The sequence below is a fragment of the uncultured Thalassospira sp. genome (genome assembly GCF_963976115.1).
GTDB lineage: Bacteria > Pseudomonadota > Alphaproteobacteria > Rhodospirillales > Thalassospiraceae > Thalassospira.
Genome location: NZ_CAXBJJ010000003.1, coordinates 318,896 through 336,335, shown reverse-complemented (window position 1 = coordinate 336,335; position 17,440 = coordinate 318,896). Strand labels below are relative to the sequence as shown.

The following is a 17,440-nucleotide window of genomic DNA, read 5'->3' as shown; positions in this document are numbered from 1 at the left end:
ATGTCTACTATTTCCACCACAACCGGCAACACTCCTGCCCAACGCCTTGTCGAACTGGGCATTACCCTGCCCCCGGCCCCGGCACCGATTGCCAATTTTGTCACCCATGTGCGTGAAGGCAACCTGCTGTTTTTGTCGGGTCAGGGGCCGCTGGATGCCGATGGTACCCTGAGCAAAGGCAAAGTTGGCACCGATGTCAGCGTTGAAAAGGCCTATGCCGATGCCCGCCTGACCGGGATTAATCTGCTCGCCGTCATGCAAGAAGTCCTTGGCGATCTTGGCCGGGTGAAACGGGTTGTCAAACTGCTGGGCATGGTCAATGCTGCCCCGGATTTTTGCGATCACCCGGCCGTTATCAATGGCTGTTCGGACCTGTTTAACGATGTGTTTGGCCCGCAGGGTGTTCATGCCCGATCAGCCATTGGCATGGGGTCGCTGCCCAACCAGATCACGGTCGAAATTGAAGCCATCATTGCCCTTAACGACGACTAACAGGAACCATCATGTCAGCTGATATTCTTGCAAAACTGAACTTGCGCCACGTTATCAACGCATCGGGCACCATGACGGGCCTGGGGGCATCCATCGTCGGGCAACAATCCATTCAGTCGATTGCCGATATTCTGGGTAACTTCGTTGAAATTGACGATTTGCAACGCCGGGCCAGCAAAACCATTGCCGAACTGACCGGGGCCGAATGCGGGTTTATCACCGCATCCTGTTCGGCGGGCATTACCCTGTCCATCGCCGCACTCATGACCGGCAATGACCTGGGCGCGATTGAACAATTACCCAACCATGTTGGCCCCAAATCCGACGTCATCATGCAAATGGGCCATATGGTCAATTACGGTGCCCCGGTCGATCAGGCGGTGCGTTTATCGGGCGCGCGCGTCGTGCCCATCGGGCAGGCCACCAGTGCATCGGCCTTTCATCTGGCCAGTGCGATGAATGAAAACACACTGGCCGCATTATATGTTGTGTCGCACCACACGGTGGAATACGGCCAAATCCCGTTCAAAACCTTTGCCGCTGTTGCCCATGAACACGGTGTTCCGGTTATTGTCGATGCCGCATCCGAATATGATCTCACCGGCTTTATCCGCGATGGCGCGGATATTGTTTTGTATTCCGGGCATAAATTTTTGGGTGGGCCAACATCGGGCATTGTTGCGGGCCGCAAGGACATTGTGCGCAATATTTACCTGCAAAACCGCGGTATTGGCCGGGGCATGAAAGTCGGCAAGGAAGGCATTGCCGGGGCCATCGCCGCGCTGGAAGCCTGGAAAACCCGCGACCATGCCGCCATTCGCGCCCGGGAAAAACGCGCGCTTGATTTATGGCAAGCAACGCTAAATGGCCGCCCCGGTGTATCGGTTCGCATCACGCCGGACCCCACCCACAACCCGCTGGACCGTTTACGCATCGATATCGATAGTGTCGCAGCCCACATCACCGCGTGGGATCTGGTTGACCGGCTGGCAAAAGGGGCACAGCCCATTGTTGCCCGCGATCATGAAGTTGAACATGGCTATTTCTTCCTTGATCCCTGCAACTTGCAGCCCGATCAGGAACAAATTGTCGCCGCCCGCCTGGCCGAAGAACTTGATATTGCCCAGAAATCCAACGACCTTATTGCGACCCCGTTTGAAGAACGGACATTAAACAAGGAACGGGCGATCCTGAACTGGCCCGACTGATAAATTACCGCTAGTTATAAACGATAACCAAAACCGGATCAGGAGGAAAAAATGCCGTCAGTCGCCATGAAGGATACCGCGACAAGCGCGCCCAAACGCCGGTCACGCACCAGTGGCATCGACCGCATCCTCCAGATTCTGGATTTTTTGCAGGCGGCTGAAAAACCTGCCACTGCCTATGAAATAGCGCACGGCATTGGTGCACCCCTTTCAACCATTTACACCATTGTCGAGGATCTGGTCGGTAAAAACCTGCTAATCCGCCAGAATGATGGCACGTTATGGCTGGGACCGCGCCTTTATTATTACGGCCTGACTTATTCGCGCCGGTTGGATCTGTTAGGTGTTGCCAATGCCGAAATGCACGAACTTTCGCAAAAATCTGGTGAAACCGTGCAAATTTGCGGGCGGGACAACGACATGATGGTGGTGCTGGCGATGGAAGAAGGCCGCGACCATTTTCAGGTAACATCGCGGGTGGGGAGCCGAACACCGCTAAACTGGACGGCATCGGGCCGTTTGCTGGTCGGCCATCTTAACGAAGACGAGCAGGTGGGCATATTTACCCGATGTGCCAAAAACTCACCCACAGGCCGGGCCGAGGTCGACCCGGTATCTCTGTCGCAAAAAGCGGCACAGGCCTTATCCGACCGGCTTTCCATTCAGGCCGGTGAATCAGATTTTTCCGTCGCCTGTATTGCGGCACCCATTTGCAATCCGCAGGGCGAATGCCTGGCAACCATTTCGATCGTGGTGCCCGACATCAAGGTAAACCAGAAAGACCCCGATCTGGTTAAACTGGTAAAGGACAGTGCCAAACGCATCGAAAGCCGATTGGGCTGGGCATGATCTGATCAGCATAACAATACGCACAGCACAGCCCAAACACATAAAACCCCGAACTGTGATGGTTCGGGGTTTTATCGTATCACGGATCAAACCGATCCATAAAAATCAAATCAGTTGGCGACCTTCATAGCCGCACGTTCAACCAGGGTCGACCAGTTGCCATTGGAAATAAAGTGGCAATAAACCAGATGAAGCCAGCCGCGTTTGCGCCATGCCAGAAAGGTTTCGTCGTCCAGTTCATTAAACCTGGCTTCGTCAATCACCTTAAAGCCCGACAGGCTGAGCTTGCGGCCATCGGCCAGAGTAGCATCAGCACGGTTTTCAACCAGCAGACCGGCTTCAGTGATGGCTTTGAGAAATTCGGCCGTGGCGGCGTAATGGGCCTGATAATCACGGCAGAAATCCAGCGCACTTTGCGTCATTTTAGACGGCGCACCATCGACAAAGAACGGGTTTTCCGTGCCTTCGACAACGGTTTTGGCGTCTTCATCCACACACAGGGTGTATTGGCTTTTTTCTTCGTTTTCAAAAAAGATGAACGGATAACGGCGCACATAGGCCGGAACATAGGTGCCCGGCGCCCAGTTGCCTTTATCGTCAACCATCAGGTTTTCCGATGCCCGTAAACCCAGCAACGCCACCATCTGCGGCTGCGCCCCGTCGGTAAACAGGATCGGATAATGTTTGCATACCATCGGCAATTCCGTCGCCACGACGGGGACGGAATTGGTGGTACCGGCAAACGAAAAATCCGACGTCGGCGTCAGCGACATGTTGCCATGACGTTCGGCCAGAACGGCACGGGGTTTGCCATAAAACAGGGGCAAGTTTGCACCCACCGGTTCTTTTTTCGCCGCACCGTTGGTTTTGCTTTCTTTAGCCAAAGTCTTCCTCACATCTTGTCTTGGTTACGCACCCTGCCGTCCGGGCTGTTTATTGCCCGGATGACTGGATCAAATCGTTCTCGTTTGACTGACCATCAACAACACCTGGCTGGTTACCACCATCTGTTGTTGTGCCGGGCGTATTATTATCCCCACCCGTCTGCCCGCCATTGGTTGTCCCACCGGTTGACGCCGAACCATTACCATTGCCAATAATCGAACCGCCGCCTCCTGCTCCCGGCGTCACTATAACACCAGGACCCGTGCCTGACACCGAAGAAGGTGTTGAAATCACCGTCGGGCTTTGGGTCGCCGTCAGATTGGTTGGGGTCGTGCCAACATTAAGTACGCTCGGGGCGGCAAAAGCACCAACAACATTTGGTGTAATGCCTGCACTTGTAGTGTTCAGGTTAAACAGCGCATCAACCTGCGGCGTGCTTGGCGGTTTGGGCAACGGAGTGGTTTTGGTTGCTGCCGGCGGCAAATCGCGGTTCCGCCAGAAAGCATCATTGATGTAATAAGGTGCGAATTTTAACGGCCCGATTTCATAGGACGCATCAAAACCGCCAATACCCCCGATAGTGCCATAAAGGTTGGCCGTGCCAGCCTGTGCCACATTCAGCGATTTCACATCAATTTTCTGCTCGCTTGTACCTTCTTTCGACCCGATACGAATATCACCCGTTCCCGATGTCATGACCAGATTGGTATTTTTGCCAATCAAACCGGCAATCGTAATGTCATCGCCACTGCGGATGGTAACATTACCCGAGGGCAGCGTTGCAATAACACCCGAAATTGATTGCGGCTTCACAGCAATTTCATCAAGGGGATCGGTATCTTTGACCAGTTTCAGGGTCCCAAGTTTAATCGGACCGTTGCTGGCCGTGATATTGGCAGGCAACAGAAGTTCAAGGCCACCGGTATAAACAAGGCCGTCTACCACCGAAATGCTCGCGGTGCGGGCAAATTCGGTAACACCGGTTTCACCGGCATTGATGGTGAGCTTGCCCAAGGCACTGGTGTTGCCAAGGGCACTATCAAAGCTGGTTTTGGTGTTGCCCAAATTCAGCGTCAGATCGGCATGTTTTACGCTGTTCACTGTTCCCTTAAGGGACAAAGTACCATTTTGCGTGTTGATTGTGCTGTCATCGTCAATCAGGGATGCTCCGGTGACGGTGAAATCACTGCCAACCTGATAGGTCCCGTTCAGGGTCGTAACACCGGTATAATCCTGTGCATTTATAGTCGTAACATCATGCAGCGAAATGGTGCTGCCCGTGATGGTCATGTTATTTACGTTGGTCGCGGCACCGGCAATAGAAACTGCCCCCGTCCCGGCTTTCATAACCACAATGTCACTGCCGCCATCAAATATACCCGTCAGGGTGATATTCCCGTTGGCTGCACTGGTATCAAACGTGGTGGTCTGGGTTTCCGGTAACCCGAATGTCACGATTTCGGTCGCCAAAGAAGCAGCACCATCAATCTGGATGGAGCCTGCCGTCAGGTTATTGAGAATACGGGTCGCCCCGGTATAGGACTGCGCCCCTTTGGTGGTTACAGCATTTACCGTAATATCGGGTGCTGTAATGGCAAGGGTGGACCCGTTACCGGCATCACTATACTTATCCTGGAACACAACACTCCGGGATGCCGAAATCGTCAGTTGGGTATTATTACCCGTGACCTTATCGAAGAACCGGACCTGGCCACTGTCATTATCATTTACCGTTTTGAAGCTCGACACACCGGCAGCCAAAGTTGCCGGGCCGCTAATCTCGATATCACCAAGGGTGCTTTCGATATTTGCGGGCAAGGTAATCTTGCGACCACCATTCTGAGTGAAGTTACCAACCAGTTTAACATTTGCGCCAGAAGCAAAAGTTATTGCACCGTCCGATGCTAGCGCCTGCTCGCTATCCGGATTTTCCGAAGATGTCAGCGTCAGGCTGGACAGCACCTGGGTGCCACCAATCGCACCATCAAAGGCCATGCTGCCATAACCGGTATTTACCGACAGAGAATGAGACTGACTGTTGGCCCCATCGATGGTGCCGCCAAACGTGACATTGGCATTGCTATCTGCTGTGGAAACAGAAGTTGTGGCCCCAAGCAAGGTCGCACCCGCAACCTTGAAGTCACCACCGGAGATATAAGTGCCCCCTCCCAGCGTGGTCGTGCCGGTATAGGTCTGTGTGCCTGAAGTGGTCACATTACCGACCGTTATATTACCACCGGTAAGGGCGATCTGGGAAATGTGCGATGTGGCCGAACCGACCCCAACGTCTCCGGCCCCGGCATTAACCGTAAGCGCCGTCCCCGTCTGGTCATCTTTGCCCGTGACACTGCCCGTGATTTTGACATCACCGCCATTGGTGGATGCCAGCGTTATGGCATTTGCACCAAGATTGGCATTCCCCGTAATGGAAATGGCCGATGCACTGAGGTTGCCATTCAGGGTCGTCGTGCCGGTATAGCTCTGACTGCCGCCTGTTGTCAGGGCTCCGGTCGAAATATTGGCTGCTGTAACCTCAAGGCTGGCAACCGTATTGCCACCATTCAAAGCATTGCTGAGGGCCACATCGCCGCCAGTAACCGTAACAACAAGTTTCCGGCTTTCATTATTAGGACCGTCTTCGAGCCAGACATCACGAAGGTTCACATCAAGGCTTGACGTTCCCGTCACGTAAATATCGCCATCATGCGCCTCAAGATGGCCGGTTGCGCTGTTGGCCTTATAGCTGGTGTAAATATTGCCCGTGCCGGTTACCGTTGCGTTCAGCGTATTTACATCCGTAGAGAAGCTTTGTTCTGCGGTGCCGATCCCGGTAAAACTGGTGAGGGTTAACACATTCGCCGTCACCACCGACTGGTCAGCGACAAAATTGATCGCACCCTGCGTCGCCGTAAGCTCGACAGTACCGGTTTGCCCGGAATTGATCGTACCAACGCTCACATCACCGGTGGTTGCCGTAATACGTGCGGTGTGGTTCTCGCCATTCGTCGTAATGGTTGCACCAGATACCCCGACATTGTTGGTCAGGGTCACATTATTATAAGCAGACAGATTGGCCTTGGTCAGCGCGCCGGTATTGCTGACAACCAGCGCCCCGCCCTCATCAGCAAGTTGCACATTCAATGCCGTCGCCGTACTATTCAAAGTGGTCGTGCCACCTTTTGAACCGCTATGCAGTTCAATACCGTTCGCGCCTGTTGCTTCAATTGTCAGGGTGCGGGACCCTTCGCCAGCGATGATATCTGTATCACCGGAGACATAAACCGTCCCAGTTGTAACAGTATCGGCCAATGTCACGGTACCACCCGATGTCAAATACAGTTTATCAAGCGTATTACCGGTAAAAATACCCCAGTTCACATCACCTTTTGACCCAACAGCAAGGGAAAGATTACCTTGGGCAGTAATATTGTCGCCAAGACTGATTGCGCCTGTTCCCTGGTTGAAAATGGCAATTTGCGATCCGTCGGTTTGGGTGGTGGCGTCCAGACCTGTCACAATCACCTGCAAGGCATTGATATCGGCCTGCTGGCCATCTTCCCACACAAAAGACCCGACATTGGTTTTCACATTCAGCGATAGCGATCCGGCGATCAAAACCGGTATGTCATCGCTGCGTGCGCTCAGGATCGCACCATTGGTCGATGTTAAGGTAACTTTGGATGTTGTCGGAGCTGTCTGTAGTGAAAAGGATGTGGCACCGGCCATCACGGACCCAACGGTGATATTGCCGTTAGCTGCCGTTACCGAAAGTTTGTTGCCATCGGTTTGGGCTTGAAGATTGGTCAGGGTAACCGCGTTGGTCGCGGCAAAAACCAGATCACCATTTATCAGGCTAAGCGCGGAGTTACCGGTACCCAGCGTCACACCAGCACTGCTGTTATCATCAATATAGGCCGTACCGGAGCCAATTATACCGGTAATCGTCGAAACGGTTGTTTGCAAATGATCGCTGGTCGATCCCACACCGCTATTCGCATTTATGGCAAGATCCTTGCCAACAATACGGGTTTCCGCAATGTCATCGTCAAGCACACTACCACTCGTTGAGGTCAGCGTGATCTGGCCATCTGAAGATGAACCTTTGGCATTAATATGGCCCAGGATAAGGTTACCATCTGCACCCGCTGTTGAAATGGTGATATTCCCGGCCGTTGACGCACTTCCTGCACCCGAAACGGCACTGGCAACCAGAATGGTGGCGCCACTCGACCCCTTGATCGAAATATCGCCGCCATTCGTTGATACCGACGAGAAAGTACCATCAACCGCAGAGCGCAGGTAAACATCGGCACCAGCATTTGTTGCCGACACCAACACACGTTGACCATTGGCAGCAATTGCCTTTTCTGCCTCACCTACACCGTTCGCGCCCGTCAGGCGCACCTCAAACGCGCCAAGGGCACTGCTGGTATTGCCCGCATAAATTGCACCACTTTGCGCCGTCAGGTTAACCTTGCCGTTATTGGCACCGGCAACCACACCTTTGGAACCCGTATTCTCGCCAATGGTGATATTACCCGATTTTGCCGTTACGATAATATCGTTACCAACCGCGTCCTGGCCCACAGACACGTCCGTCAGGGCAATATTGCCGTTCGACACGATATCAATTGCGCCATTGGCCGTATTCGCCACCAGTTTGTTCGACATCCCGTTCTGGGCATTCAGGTAAATACTGCCCGTTCCGGTAACATTGGCTGTAAAGTCCCCGGCCCCGCTCCCCGACAATTGCAGGCGCGATGTGGTCGACCCGATACCGTCTGACGCCGAAAGCGAAATATTGCCGCTGCTTAAGGAAAGTGATTTGCCCGCTGCGGTATAGATATGGCCATTCGATGCCGTCAATGTCAGGTTTTTACCCGAACCATAAGACAATGCATCGACGGTCAGATCACCAGAAGATATCGTAACGCTTAGATCGCCAGTCGTCGTAATGTTGTTCAAAGCAAGGGCCGAGGCATTGGTGACATTAATGCCCCCACTTTGCGACGACGCTTCCAGCGTTTTGCTATTCATCTTAAGGGACGTTCCAGACGAACCAATCGCGGCACCGCTGCCCTGGGCGGTCAGTTTGACGGACCCCGCCGTAATCAGGGAACTGTCATTTACAGCGGTAATATCCCCATAGTACCTGGGATCATTCTGCCCAAGATTATCCGGATTTTGATAAGAAGCCGAAAGGTTTACCGATCCATTTTCACCGGTATTGAGGGTTCCAACTTTCAGTGCTTCAATTGCTTTATAGGTAAAATCAAGCCCGGTAGTGTCGGTTACATTGCTCAGTGTGGTGGTTCGATCACCATCCGACACAGACCATGTAAGGTTCGTCGCCGCTATCGAAACAGTGCCCGTGCTATAATCACTGTTGGTTTTATTGTTGCTGCGATCAATCGAAAGTTCGGACAGGTCACCGGTCGACTGAACGTAAATGTTGCCAGGGCTTCGTAAGTCCAAAGCGGTCGCTGTTGTTTTTACAATGGCCCCACTGCTGCCAATATGGTCACTGGTTGCTGAAATTATCAGCTTGCCAGCCGTAATCAACGTATCCGAACTCGACCCCACATCGCCATGACCAGACGTCAAACTGACAGTTGCGTTGCCAGCATTAATATTCCCGGTCGTAAGTGTCCGTGTGGAACTTTCGTTGGTTCCTGCCGACAAGGTTACGTCAGAAGTTGCCGAAACACTGGTTACCGTTAACCCGTAAGATTCCGCAATATTAACAGAACCGGTCGCACCCCGGTCATTGGTGGTCGCCGAAATTTGATCTAAAGTGGTCGTGCCATTGCCATTGGCCGTCATTGAAATGGCGCTGACATTACCAATCGACCCTGAAGCGATCAGCGTAACATGAGCCGTATTTGACAACGAACCGCTCAGGATCGATCCGCCAGCGTTGTTAAGATAAAAATCCTGGCCATTCAATGAAACTTCACTACCAAGAGCGATATCACCTGTCGTGTTCACCACCTTGGCACCGGCGCTACCAACCTTCAACGAGTCAAAATTGGTGCGTCCCAAAAGACCGACATCGGCACCGCCGCTGGCAGAAACAGTAAGTTGCCCGCCTTTAATATGAATCGTCTTGCCATCGGTTCCGACCGATCCGTCAATAGAAGACAGGTCCACAATCGCTGCATTTATGGTCGTCTCGCTGTCATTGTCGCCATAGAGACTACCGCCATTACTCTTTGCCGCAAGCTCTCCAATCCCGTCAAGGTTGATGTCCTTGATGGTAAGATCGCCCGAATTGGTAAGTGACAGCGTTAAACCGGTATTATCGTCAATCGTGGTATATTCAGTTCCGTTTGCAGAAGATACCAGCCCTGAAACAAGGACGTGTTCACCGTTCGGATTATTGGGTGCCCCAAGGATACGAATTGTCGCATTGGTGTTGCCATTCGTTGCCATGGCAAGATTGCTCAGCAACCGGTCATTTGCGATATAAATATCGCTGGCCGTATTGGTGCTCAGGTCTGCTACCGACAGATTAAGAGGGGTTAAGTTGCCTCCCAATACTGCATTGCCCTCGGTATTAAACGTCGCAGTACCCGCGGTAATATGGTTGTTGGTATCGGCACCAGTAATATTGGTGGGGCTGGTAAGTGTAACAGAACCGCTTAACCCTGCATCAATTTCACCGATGATCTGTGCGCGCTGAGTATTAAGATTAAAGATCAGCCCTGCGTCCGCATCCTTAACCTGGTTAACATTGGTGCTGCCGTTATCCGTGACATCAAAGGTCAAACCAGAGGACGTCAAAATATAAACAGGCGCATCCCCGCCGGTTGTCTGATCCGACGTCAAAGACAGCGATGCAAGATGAATTTGGTTATCAACATAAACATTCGCATGTGTGTTGAGCGTCAATGCTTTGGTTGTGGTTTGAATATGGGCTGTTGCTTCGGCACCAGCCACACCAATCGATCCTGTCGAAACCAGCTTAACGCTGCGGCCAGATAGGGCCGAACTGCCATAGGCAGAAATGCTGTGATCCGCACCCGTGGTGGTAATCGTAAGGGAACGCCCGTCACCGACAGCAAGTGTTCCAACCGCAATGTTGCGGTCGCTCGCAAAGTTAACGTCCAGTCCCGTATTTTCAGTCAGATTAACCAGCTGCATGATCGAGCCGGTATCGTTAATCGACAGCGAAAGCCCCTTCGACTGAATGTCGTAAGTGTAAGTGGTGTCGGCCTGGTGGTTGGCAGTTAGGTCAAAAGAAAACAAATCCGACGCATTCGACAAAATAATATCACTGCCAGCGTCTATCGTCAGCCTGGAAGCCTTTGTTTTCAAGGCATTGCCGACAGCACCTATGTTACCATCCGTCACATGCAGGAAAACATCTCTGGCCGAAATGCTATTATTGCCAACACCGGTCAAATTGCCGTTGGTAACTTCCAGATTAATCGAACCGTTATCGTCCATGACCGACAGATCGGAAACAGCCAAATCACCGGAATTCGATAACGTCACCGAACTTTTAACACTGCCCGACAGTTTATTGACATCGACCGTAAAATAACCCGAAGAAGAACGACTGACACTTCCACCATTCAATGTGAGTTGGTCAGCTGTAACCACCGCACTGCCCGATATAGACCTGATGCTGTTTTCACCCGCATTCAGCGTAAATTTGCCGGACCCGACATTAACGTTGGTAACCGTGACCGTTTTCGCCGCCGTAATTTCAAGATCAAGCCCGGATTGGGTAATATTGCCAAGCACAAGCCCGTTGATACCGGAGTAATTATCGGTCACGCCAGAAAAAGTCAGACCTGTACTGGAAATGGCATAGGAAATATTACTCGAGCTGTTACCTTGATCAACATTGGTCCGGTCCACATCCAGCTTAAGGCTGTCGAGCGTCGCATTGTTGGTAACGTTCACATTATAACTGGAATTGATGGACAGGTTTTGGGTCGAGGTCGTTGCAGAAACAGACTCGTAAGAATTCAGCGTAATGCTTCCGGCCGTAATAGACGTGGCGGATATGGATCCATGCTCGTTTTGCCCCGATGCCTGACCAGTGGTGGTCAGGGAAACAGAACCGGTAGAAGACGTACCCGCATCAATCGTTGACGCCGTGATCTGGCGATCCATCGACAGGGCAAAATCCATCACACCTGTTGACGTCATTGTTAACGCAACGTCCGTACCATTGTCCATCAACGTAACCGTTGTTCCGGCAATATTGGTAAAACTGTAAGTTTGCGTCGTTAATTTGTTACTATCAACATGCGCAAGATCAAGGTTCAACCCCGTCAGTGCCGTGTTGCTGTTATTAATATAGATGCTACCCTTTGAGGTAATCGACAAATCGCTGGTCAAAAGAACCAACGCCTGATCGGCGTTGCCAATGGCACCATAATTTTTATCAGAGGCGTTTGTCTTAAGAACAACCTTCGTTGCGTCAATCTTACTACCATTTCCGGAAGAAATAATATTGCTATACTGGCCGGTACTGGTTGTTTCAAGCGTCAGCGTTCCGGCGGTATAGACATCGCCGACAAGAATATCTTTTGCCGTTGTCAGGCTGAAATCGGTAATGGGGTTGCCCGTATTTTCAACACCAAGCTGAAGATGATCCCCCTCATCGGTAAGGGTAACGAGTGATCCTTCGCCAAAGTTGAAAACTTTGCTCGAACTGATCGAGGCATTGGTACTTGTGACGGCCAGGTGCGTCAGGTCTTGCGTACTGGAAACCCGAATATCGCCCCCTGCCGACACCGCCAGCTTCGCCGTCGCCAAATCAATGGCATTGCCATCGGCCCCAATATCATCGCTGGACCCTGCTATCAGGCTGACACTGCCTGCTGTAACTCTGGTGTTGGTATGATCACCGTCATCCAGGATCGACCCTGATGTTTTAATCGCAGCCGTGCCGGTGCCAAGGGCCAACTGACCCAACACAATATCGTTAACCGCTGTGAAGGCGAAATCCAGCGCCGAACCGCCGGTGACGTTGCCAACGGTAAGAACCGAATTTGCAGAAGAAATAATCGCACTTTGCCCATTAGCGCCAACTGTTACGCCACTCGCAAGTGTTGATTTGGCATCAATTGACAGGTTGGTCAGGGTTTTCGATGACGTAAAGGAAATACCGTCAGCTGCGGTCAGGGACACATCGGTCGCAGTCGAATTAATGCCGGTAATGCTGCCAGACTGCGCAACAAGAGTTACCTTGTCTGCCGCGATCACGCCCTGGTCTTGCGTATCGTCAATAATTGATCCGCTTTGCGCCGTTAATTTGAGCGTGCCATTGCCGTCCGCAACAGAAATACCCTGCACGGCTAAATCGCCATTGCCAAGCGTATATGACGCGGAATCCCCACCGGCCTGCATCGCAATCGTCGCCGCACGCGAGCCAGACGTCAGGATCAGGCCACCTGCCTGAAGATCAAGTTTCGCTGCAGATACAGTAAAGACATTGCTGTAGTTACCGTCACTGTCGCGGCCAATGTCGCCAGATGTAACAATAACAGTGGCGCTACCAGTTCCGGCATTAATCGAACCGTCACTTCCCCCAAGAAGGGAACCATCTTTTACGGTCAGGGTAAGGTCGTTATCGTTGGTCTTAACCTGCCCCGCCAAAATAACATCGCCATGGTCGGCGGTCAGAACAATATCACCTGCGGCGTCAAGCGACTTAACAGACAGGGCACCGACATAGTTAGACGAACCGGTCGGATTCCTGACATCAATATAAATCCCGCCATCCTTTGCACTTGCCGTAAGGGATTCAGCCATCAATGACAAATGATCATTGCTTTCACCGATATTCTTGTCGGCAGAAAGTGTGATGGTATTTGCAAGGACGCTTGTCGTACTGTTGCCGTCATCTTTAATCGCACCGGTGGAACGCAGTGTAATCGAATTACTGTCACTATAACTGACGTCAAGTGACCCAACCGACAGGTCAGCATCGGTGCTCATGGTAAATGTCAGGGCCGACAGGTCAAAAAGCTTGTCAAGGTGATAGCCGGTAGCAAGATTATGCGTCAGCCCAAATTCCAGTCCCTGCGCTTCAATCTTATAATTGTTTGCCTGCTCGGGATCGGTGTTACCAACCGTCAAAGAGAAAGTATCAAGGTCGGAAATATCGCGAAAATAAACATCCGATCCGGCGTTCAGGGTAACGTCGTCGGCGATCACTTCGACAGAAGCACTGCTGGTGCCGATGGCTTTTTGTGCGGAAAGCGACAATTTGCCACTGGTGACAATACGGGTATTTGCATTGCCATCATCGGCGATGTTGCCACCTGCCGTCAGGGTTACAGATGCATTGGCGGTGCCGATCTGGCCAACAACAAGATTGCTGTCGGTCTCAAAGGAAACCGTCTCAAGATTCGCACTGGTAAGGTTGTTCAGCGATACCGAGGTTGCATTGTCCGATACATTAAATGCCAAATGATCCGATGTCAGCGAGATTGTGTTCGCACTACCAGGCTGGTTCTGATCGTGGGCATTTTTGATAACAAGGCTGGTCAGTGTTGAATTGATATTCTGGATATAAATGTTGCCCGTATTATCAACATCAAGTTCAACCACATATGTATCAAGGGCATTTTCCGACGATCCAATGGCACCGTTTGCCGCCAGCTTCAGCGTCGTCCCCTTGACACTGTTCCCGTCCAACGCTACGACTGCGCCGCCCGCAGCATTCAGGGAAACGGCGGCTATACTGTCAATTTTCGCAATTGTCAGATCGCCCGACTGGTTCCCAATGGTGATTGATGAGGTCCCCGCGCCCGTCTGAACATTCTTGACCGTCAAAGCGTCTGTTTCAGCAATGACAAGATCTTTGCTGTTACCCGAGGTCGTAACATGGACTGTATTAACGGTGGTCGTCAGATTATTCGCTGAATTGTCAGAAGCCGACGACAGCACAGTAGCCGAAACCACCAGATCATCGCCCTTAAGACTGTCAGCATTCACATAACCGTTGGTCAGCGACAGCGTAACGTCGCCCGTCGCACCGGCATCGAGCGCATCAATATCAAGAAATGCAGCCGTCTCCGGGGTTGCGGCAGAATCAACCGTAATCGCGATATTACCCGAGTTACCAGCTTCGTTGCTATCAAAGTCTTTGTGCCCGATATCGTTGATTTTGGTGCTGGTATGGGTGGTCAGCTTGATCTCGCCACTGGTGGCCTGAACATTGCTAAACGTCACAGTGCCGCTTGTCGCTGTCGCGTCGAAATAGATGCCGGTGACAGCAGCCAGTGACAGACTTTTTGCGCTGGTTACAATGCTGTGACTTGTGGTGCCAATGGCACCTTTTGCCCGTAACGTAAGTGCTTCGGCGCTAATGGACGTCGCATCATTGCCATCGTCAAAAATGCCGAAATCTGACTTTAGATAGGTGGTCCCTGAATCGACCGTCACATGCCCAACAGTCAGGTTGCCTGTTGAAGTAACTGCGGATGAATACGTCCCCTGCCCGCCTGCTGCTTTAAAATTGGTTATCGCCAGGCCACTGTTATCTCCATCCGTATTGGAAATATATATCCCGCCCGTTTCTGTCGTCACATTTAACGCGCTGACATCGGTTGAAAGCCCGTTTATGTCACTTGAAAGACCTGAAATGCCATCGCGGGCCGTCATGGTCAAAGCATTGGCGGTAACTTTGCCACCTTCCGCCCCGGTTATCGACCCCTTGTTCGCCGTCAGCGAAACATCACCTGTGCCAACATTAACAGTACCAAGGGTCAGACTTTTTTCACCGCTAAAGGTGAAATTCAGACTTGGAGTGTGGGTTAAAATTGTGTTCAGAACATAGGCATCTGCGGTATCGGTCAGATCAAAAGACTGGAAGGGTTGACTTGTTGTAAGCTGATAGGTCTGGGTATCGGTTGACAACAAATGATCGAGCGTAAGATTAAGCGATTTCAAAGCCGTGGAAACGTTGACGAAGAAACTTCCCCCCGCGTTGATTTCAAGATCATCAACACTCACGCTAATGGCGCTACCAGATGCACCAATATTGCCCGTCCCCGTCGACAGTTTCGCTGACTTGCCAGACAGATATGACGCCTTGATAGACCCGGCAATCGAAGTAAGGGTTATGTTGCCGCTGGTTGTCTGACCAGCGGCATAAAGCCCGCCAGCCAGTTCAATATCACGAGCCGCCAACACCGTGATATTACCGGCAACAGAGATAGCATTCCCATTATTGGCAGGAACACCATTTGAAAACAGCAAACCAATATTGGTAATCGACGCACCAGGCGATGTCGCCTGCAACACAATGTCACCGCCCTGGGTAACAATTTTGTAGCTAGCGTCAGAAAACGTAATGCCGCCCTGCCCGGTTGATTTCAGGGTAAAGCTGTGCCCGCTGGTCGTTTGCAGATTAAGATCGGTACTGACTGTAATCAGGCCGGATGCTTCAAGAACAATATTTGTTGTTCCGGCAATTCCTTCCAGAACACCGGCAGATATTGTGTTCGCCCCGTTGTTATCGTCATTTTCTGCAACTGTGCCATCGCCAGCGGCAGTATCCTGGGTACCGTCACCACTGGTTCCTGCAACAATCGTCAGGCTATCAGGGTCAAGCAGGAACGTCCCGGTATCACCATTAAGGGCTGTCAAATCCACTGTGCCGGTCAGTTTGACACCCTTGTGGCTCGACACCTCGGCAAAGCCGCCATCGCCGCCCGTGGCCCCGCCCTTGGCCGAAATGCTCCCGGCAAAGTTTGTCAGGGTTTCAGACAAAACCGTTACATTGCCGCCATTGCCACTACTTACAGCGTCAGCCTTCAGGCTGGCTGTTTTGGCAATGCTAACCGTGTTTGACCACGCCCCTGTACCCCGGCCTTTTGCGCCGTCACCTTCACTGCCAATCGCAACAAGTCCGCCGCCTGCGTCGCCCGAGGCATCCATGCTGGTGCCGCTGGCAACGACAATTTTATCACCCGTGGCAACAATGCTGCCGCCGGTTTCGCCGCTATCGTCGCCGGTCGCCTTGATACTGCCACTGGCAACAACCGTGCCATTGTCGCCACCCGACAAAATAATACGGCCATTGCTGCTGGAAACACTGTTAGCCTGGATCACACCGCTGGTGTTGATCACGTTATCAATAACGTCCTTGACCGCGCGTGCCGAGATCGACACCACCCCGCCATCGGCAAGGATCGAACCGCTATTGCTGACCAGGGCGTCAACCGGGTTGCCATCCGCGCCAACCGGCGTGGTGTCAACATCGGATCCAACACCAAAGCTGAGCAAACCATCGCCGTGGAAATCCAGCGAAAAGGTTTTCGCCCCCCCCAGCGACACCTTGCCCAAGCGGGCATGAATAACCCCGGCGTTTTGTACATTTGGCGCCACAAGGGCCGCCAGACCCGCATCGCGAATGCTGATGTCGCCCGCATTGACAATGCTGGCGGACGGATTGGCCGACGCGATATCGAAATTGTAATTGCCGCTCATGAAGTCGGCATCGCGGATATTGGCCGTGGTGGCAACAAGCCCGCCGACATCAACGCGCGAGCCCTTGCCAAACACCACCCCGTTGGGGTTAACCAGCATCACCGTGCCATTGGCAGTAATGGTGCCAAAAATCGCCGAGGGGTCATTGCCAACCACCCGGTTTAAAATCACGCTGCTTGAACCGGGCTGCTGGAAATTAACTGTGTTGCCACTGCCGACGTTAAAGCTCTGCCAGTTCACAATGGCCGAGTTCGACCCCTGCACCACATTGAGCGTATCAGGTGCGGACTGACCAATGGTAACATCGCCGCCAACAACGGTGCCGCCCTGCGGCAAAGCCGACTGCGCCTGGGCCGGATGGGCCGTTGCATAAAAGAACGAGCCAAGGGCGGTTGCCCCGACCAGAACATTAAACGGCGTTAAGCCCTTTGACGGGCGCTGGCGTGCAGGGGCCAAAGCCTCAGCCGTTGAACAAATGGCGGACGACCGGCTGGAAACAGTGTTCGACAGACGACGTGACGGCTTGGGAAAGCTGTTCTTGCTCATGA

General features: G+C 52.3%; 5 protein-coding genes. 3 read left to right on the top strand and 2 right to left on the bottom strand.

Features of this window, described 5'->3' with window-relative positions:
- From AAC086_RS05050 to AAC086_RS05040, 3 genes are read left to right on the top strand one after another with little or no spacing between them, the layout of a single operon-like run.
- Positions 1-492 (top strand): RidA family protein, encoded by a 492-nt coding sequence (locus AAC086_RS05050; RefSeq protein WP_339776061.1) that lies wholly within the window; start codon positions 1-3, stop codon positions 490-492.
- An 11-nt stretch (positions 493-503) separates the two neighbouring features.
- Positions 504-1,700, top strand: coding sequence for an aminotransferase class V-fold PLP-dependent enzyme (locus AAC086_RS05045; RefSeq protein ID WP_339776059.1), 1,197 nt, complete (start codon positions 504-506; stop codon positions 1,698-1,700).
- Between the two features lie 51 nt (positions 1,701-1,751).
- A complete protein-coding gene (locus AAC086_RS05040; protein WP_339776056.1) occupies positions 1,752-2,549 on the top strand; it encodes an IclR family transcriptional regulator in 798 nt (265 codons plus the stop codon).
- A gap of 110 nt (positions 2,550-2,659) precedes the next feature.
- Here the strand turns inward: AAC086_RS05040 and AAC086_RS05035 are convergent, their stop codons facing one another.
- The gene (locus AAC086_RS05035) at positions 2,660-3,433 is read right to left on the bottom strand and encodes a SapC family protein (RefSeq protein ID WP_339776053.1); all 774 of its coding nucleotides are present in this window, start codon (positions 3,431-3,433) and stop codon (positions 2,660-2,662) included.
- 49 nt (positions 3,434-3,482) lie between these two features.
- On the bottom strand, positions 3,483-17,438 hold the full coding sequence (locus tag AAC086_RS05030; protein WP_339776050.1) for a filamentous hemagglutinin N-terminal domain-containing protein: 13,956 nt from the start codon (positions 17,436-17,438) through the stop codon (positions 3,483-3,485).
- Positions 17,439-17,440: the final 2 nt, after the last annotated feature.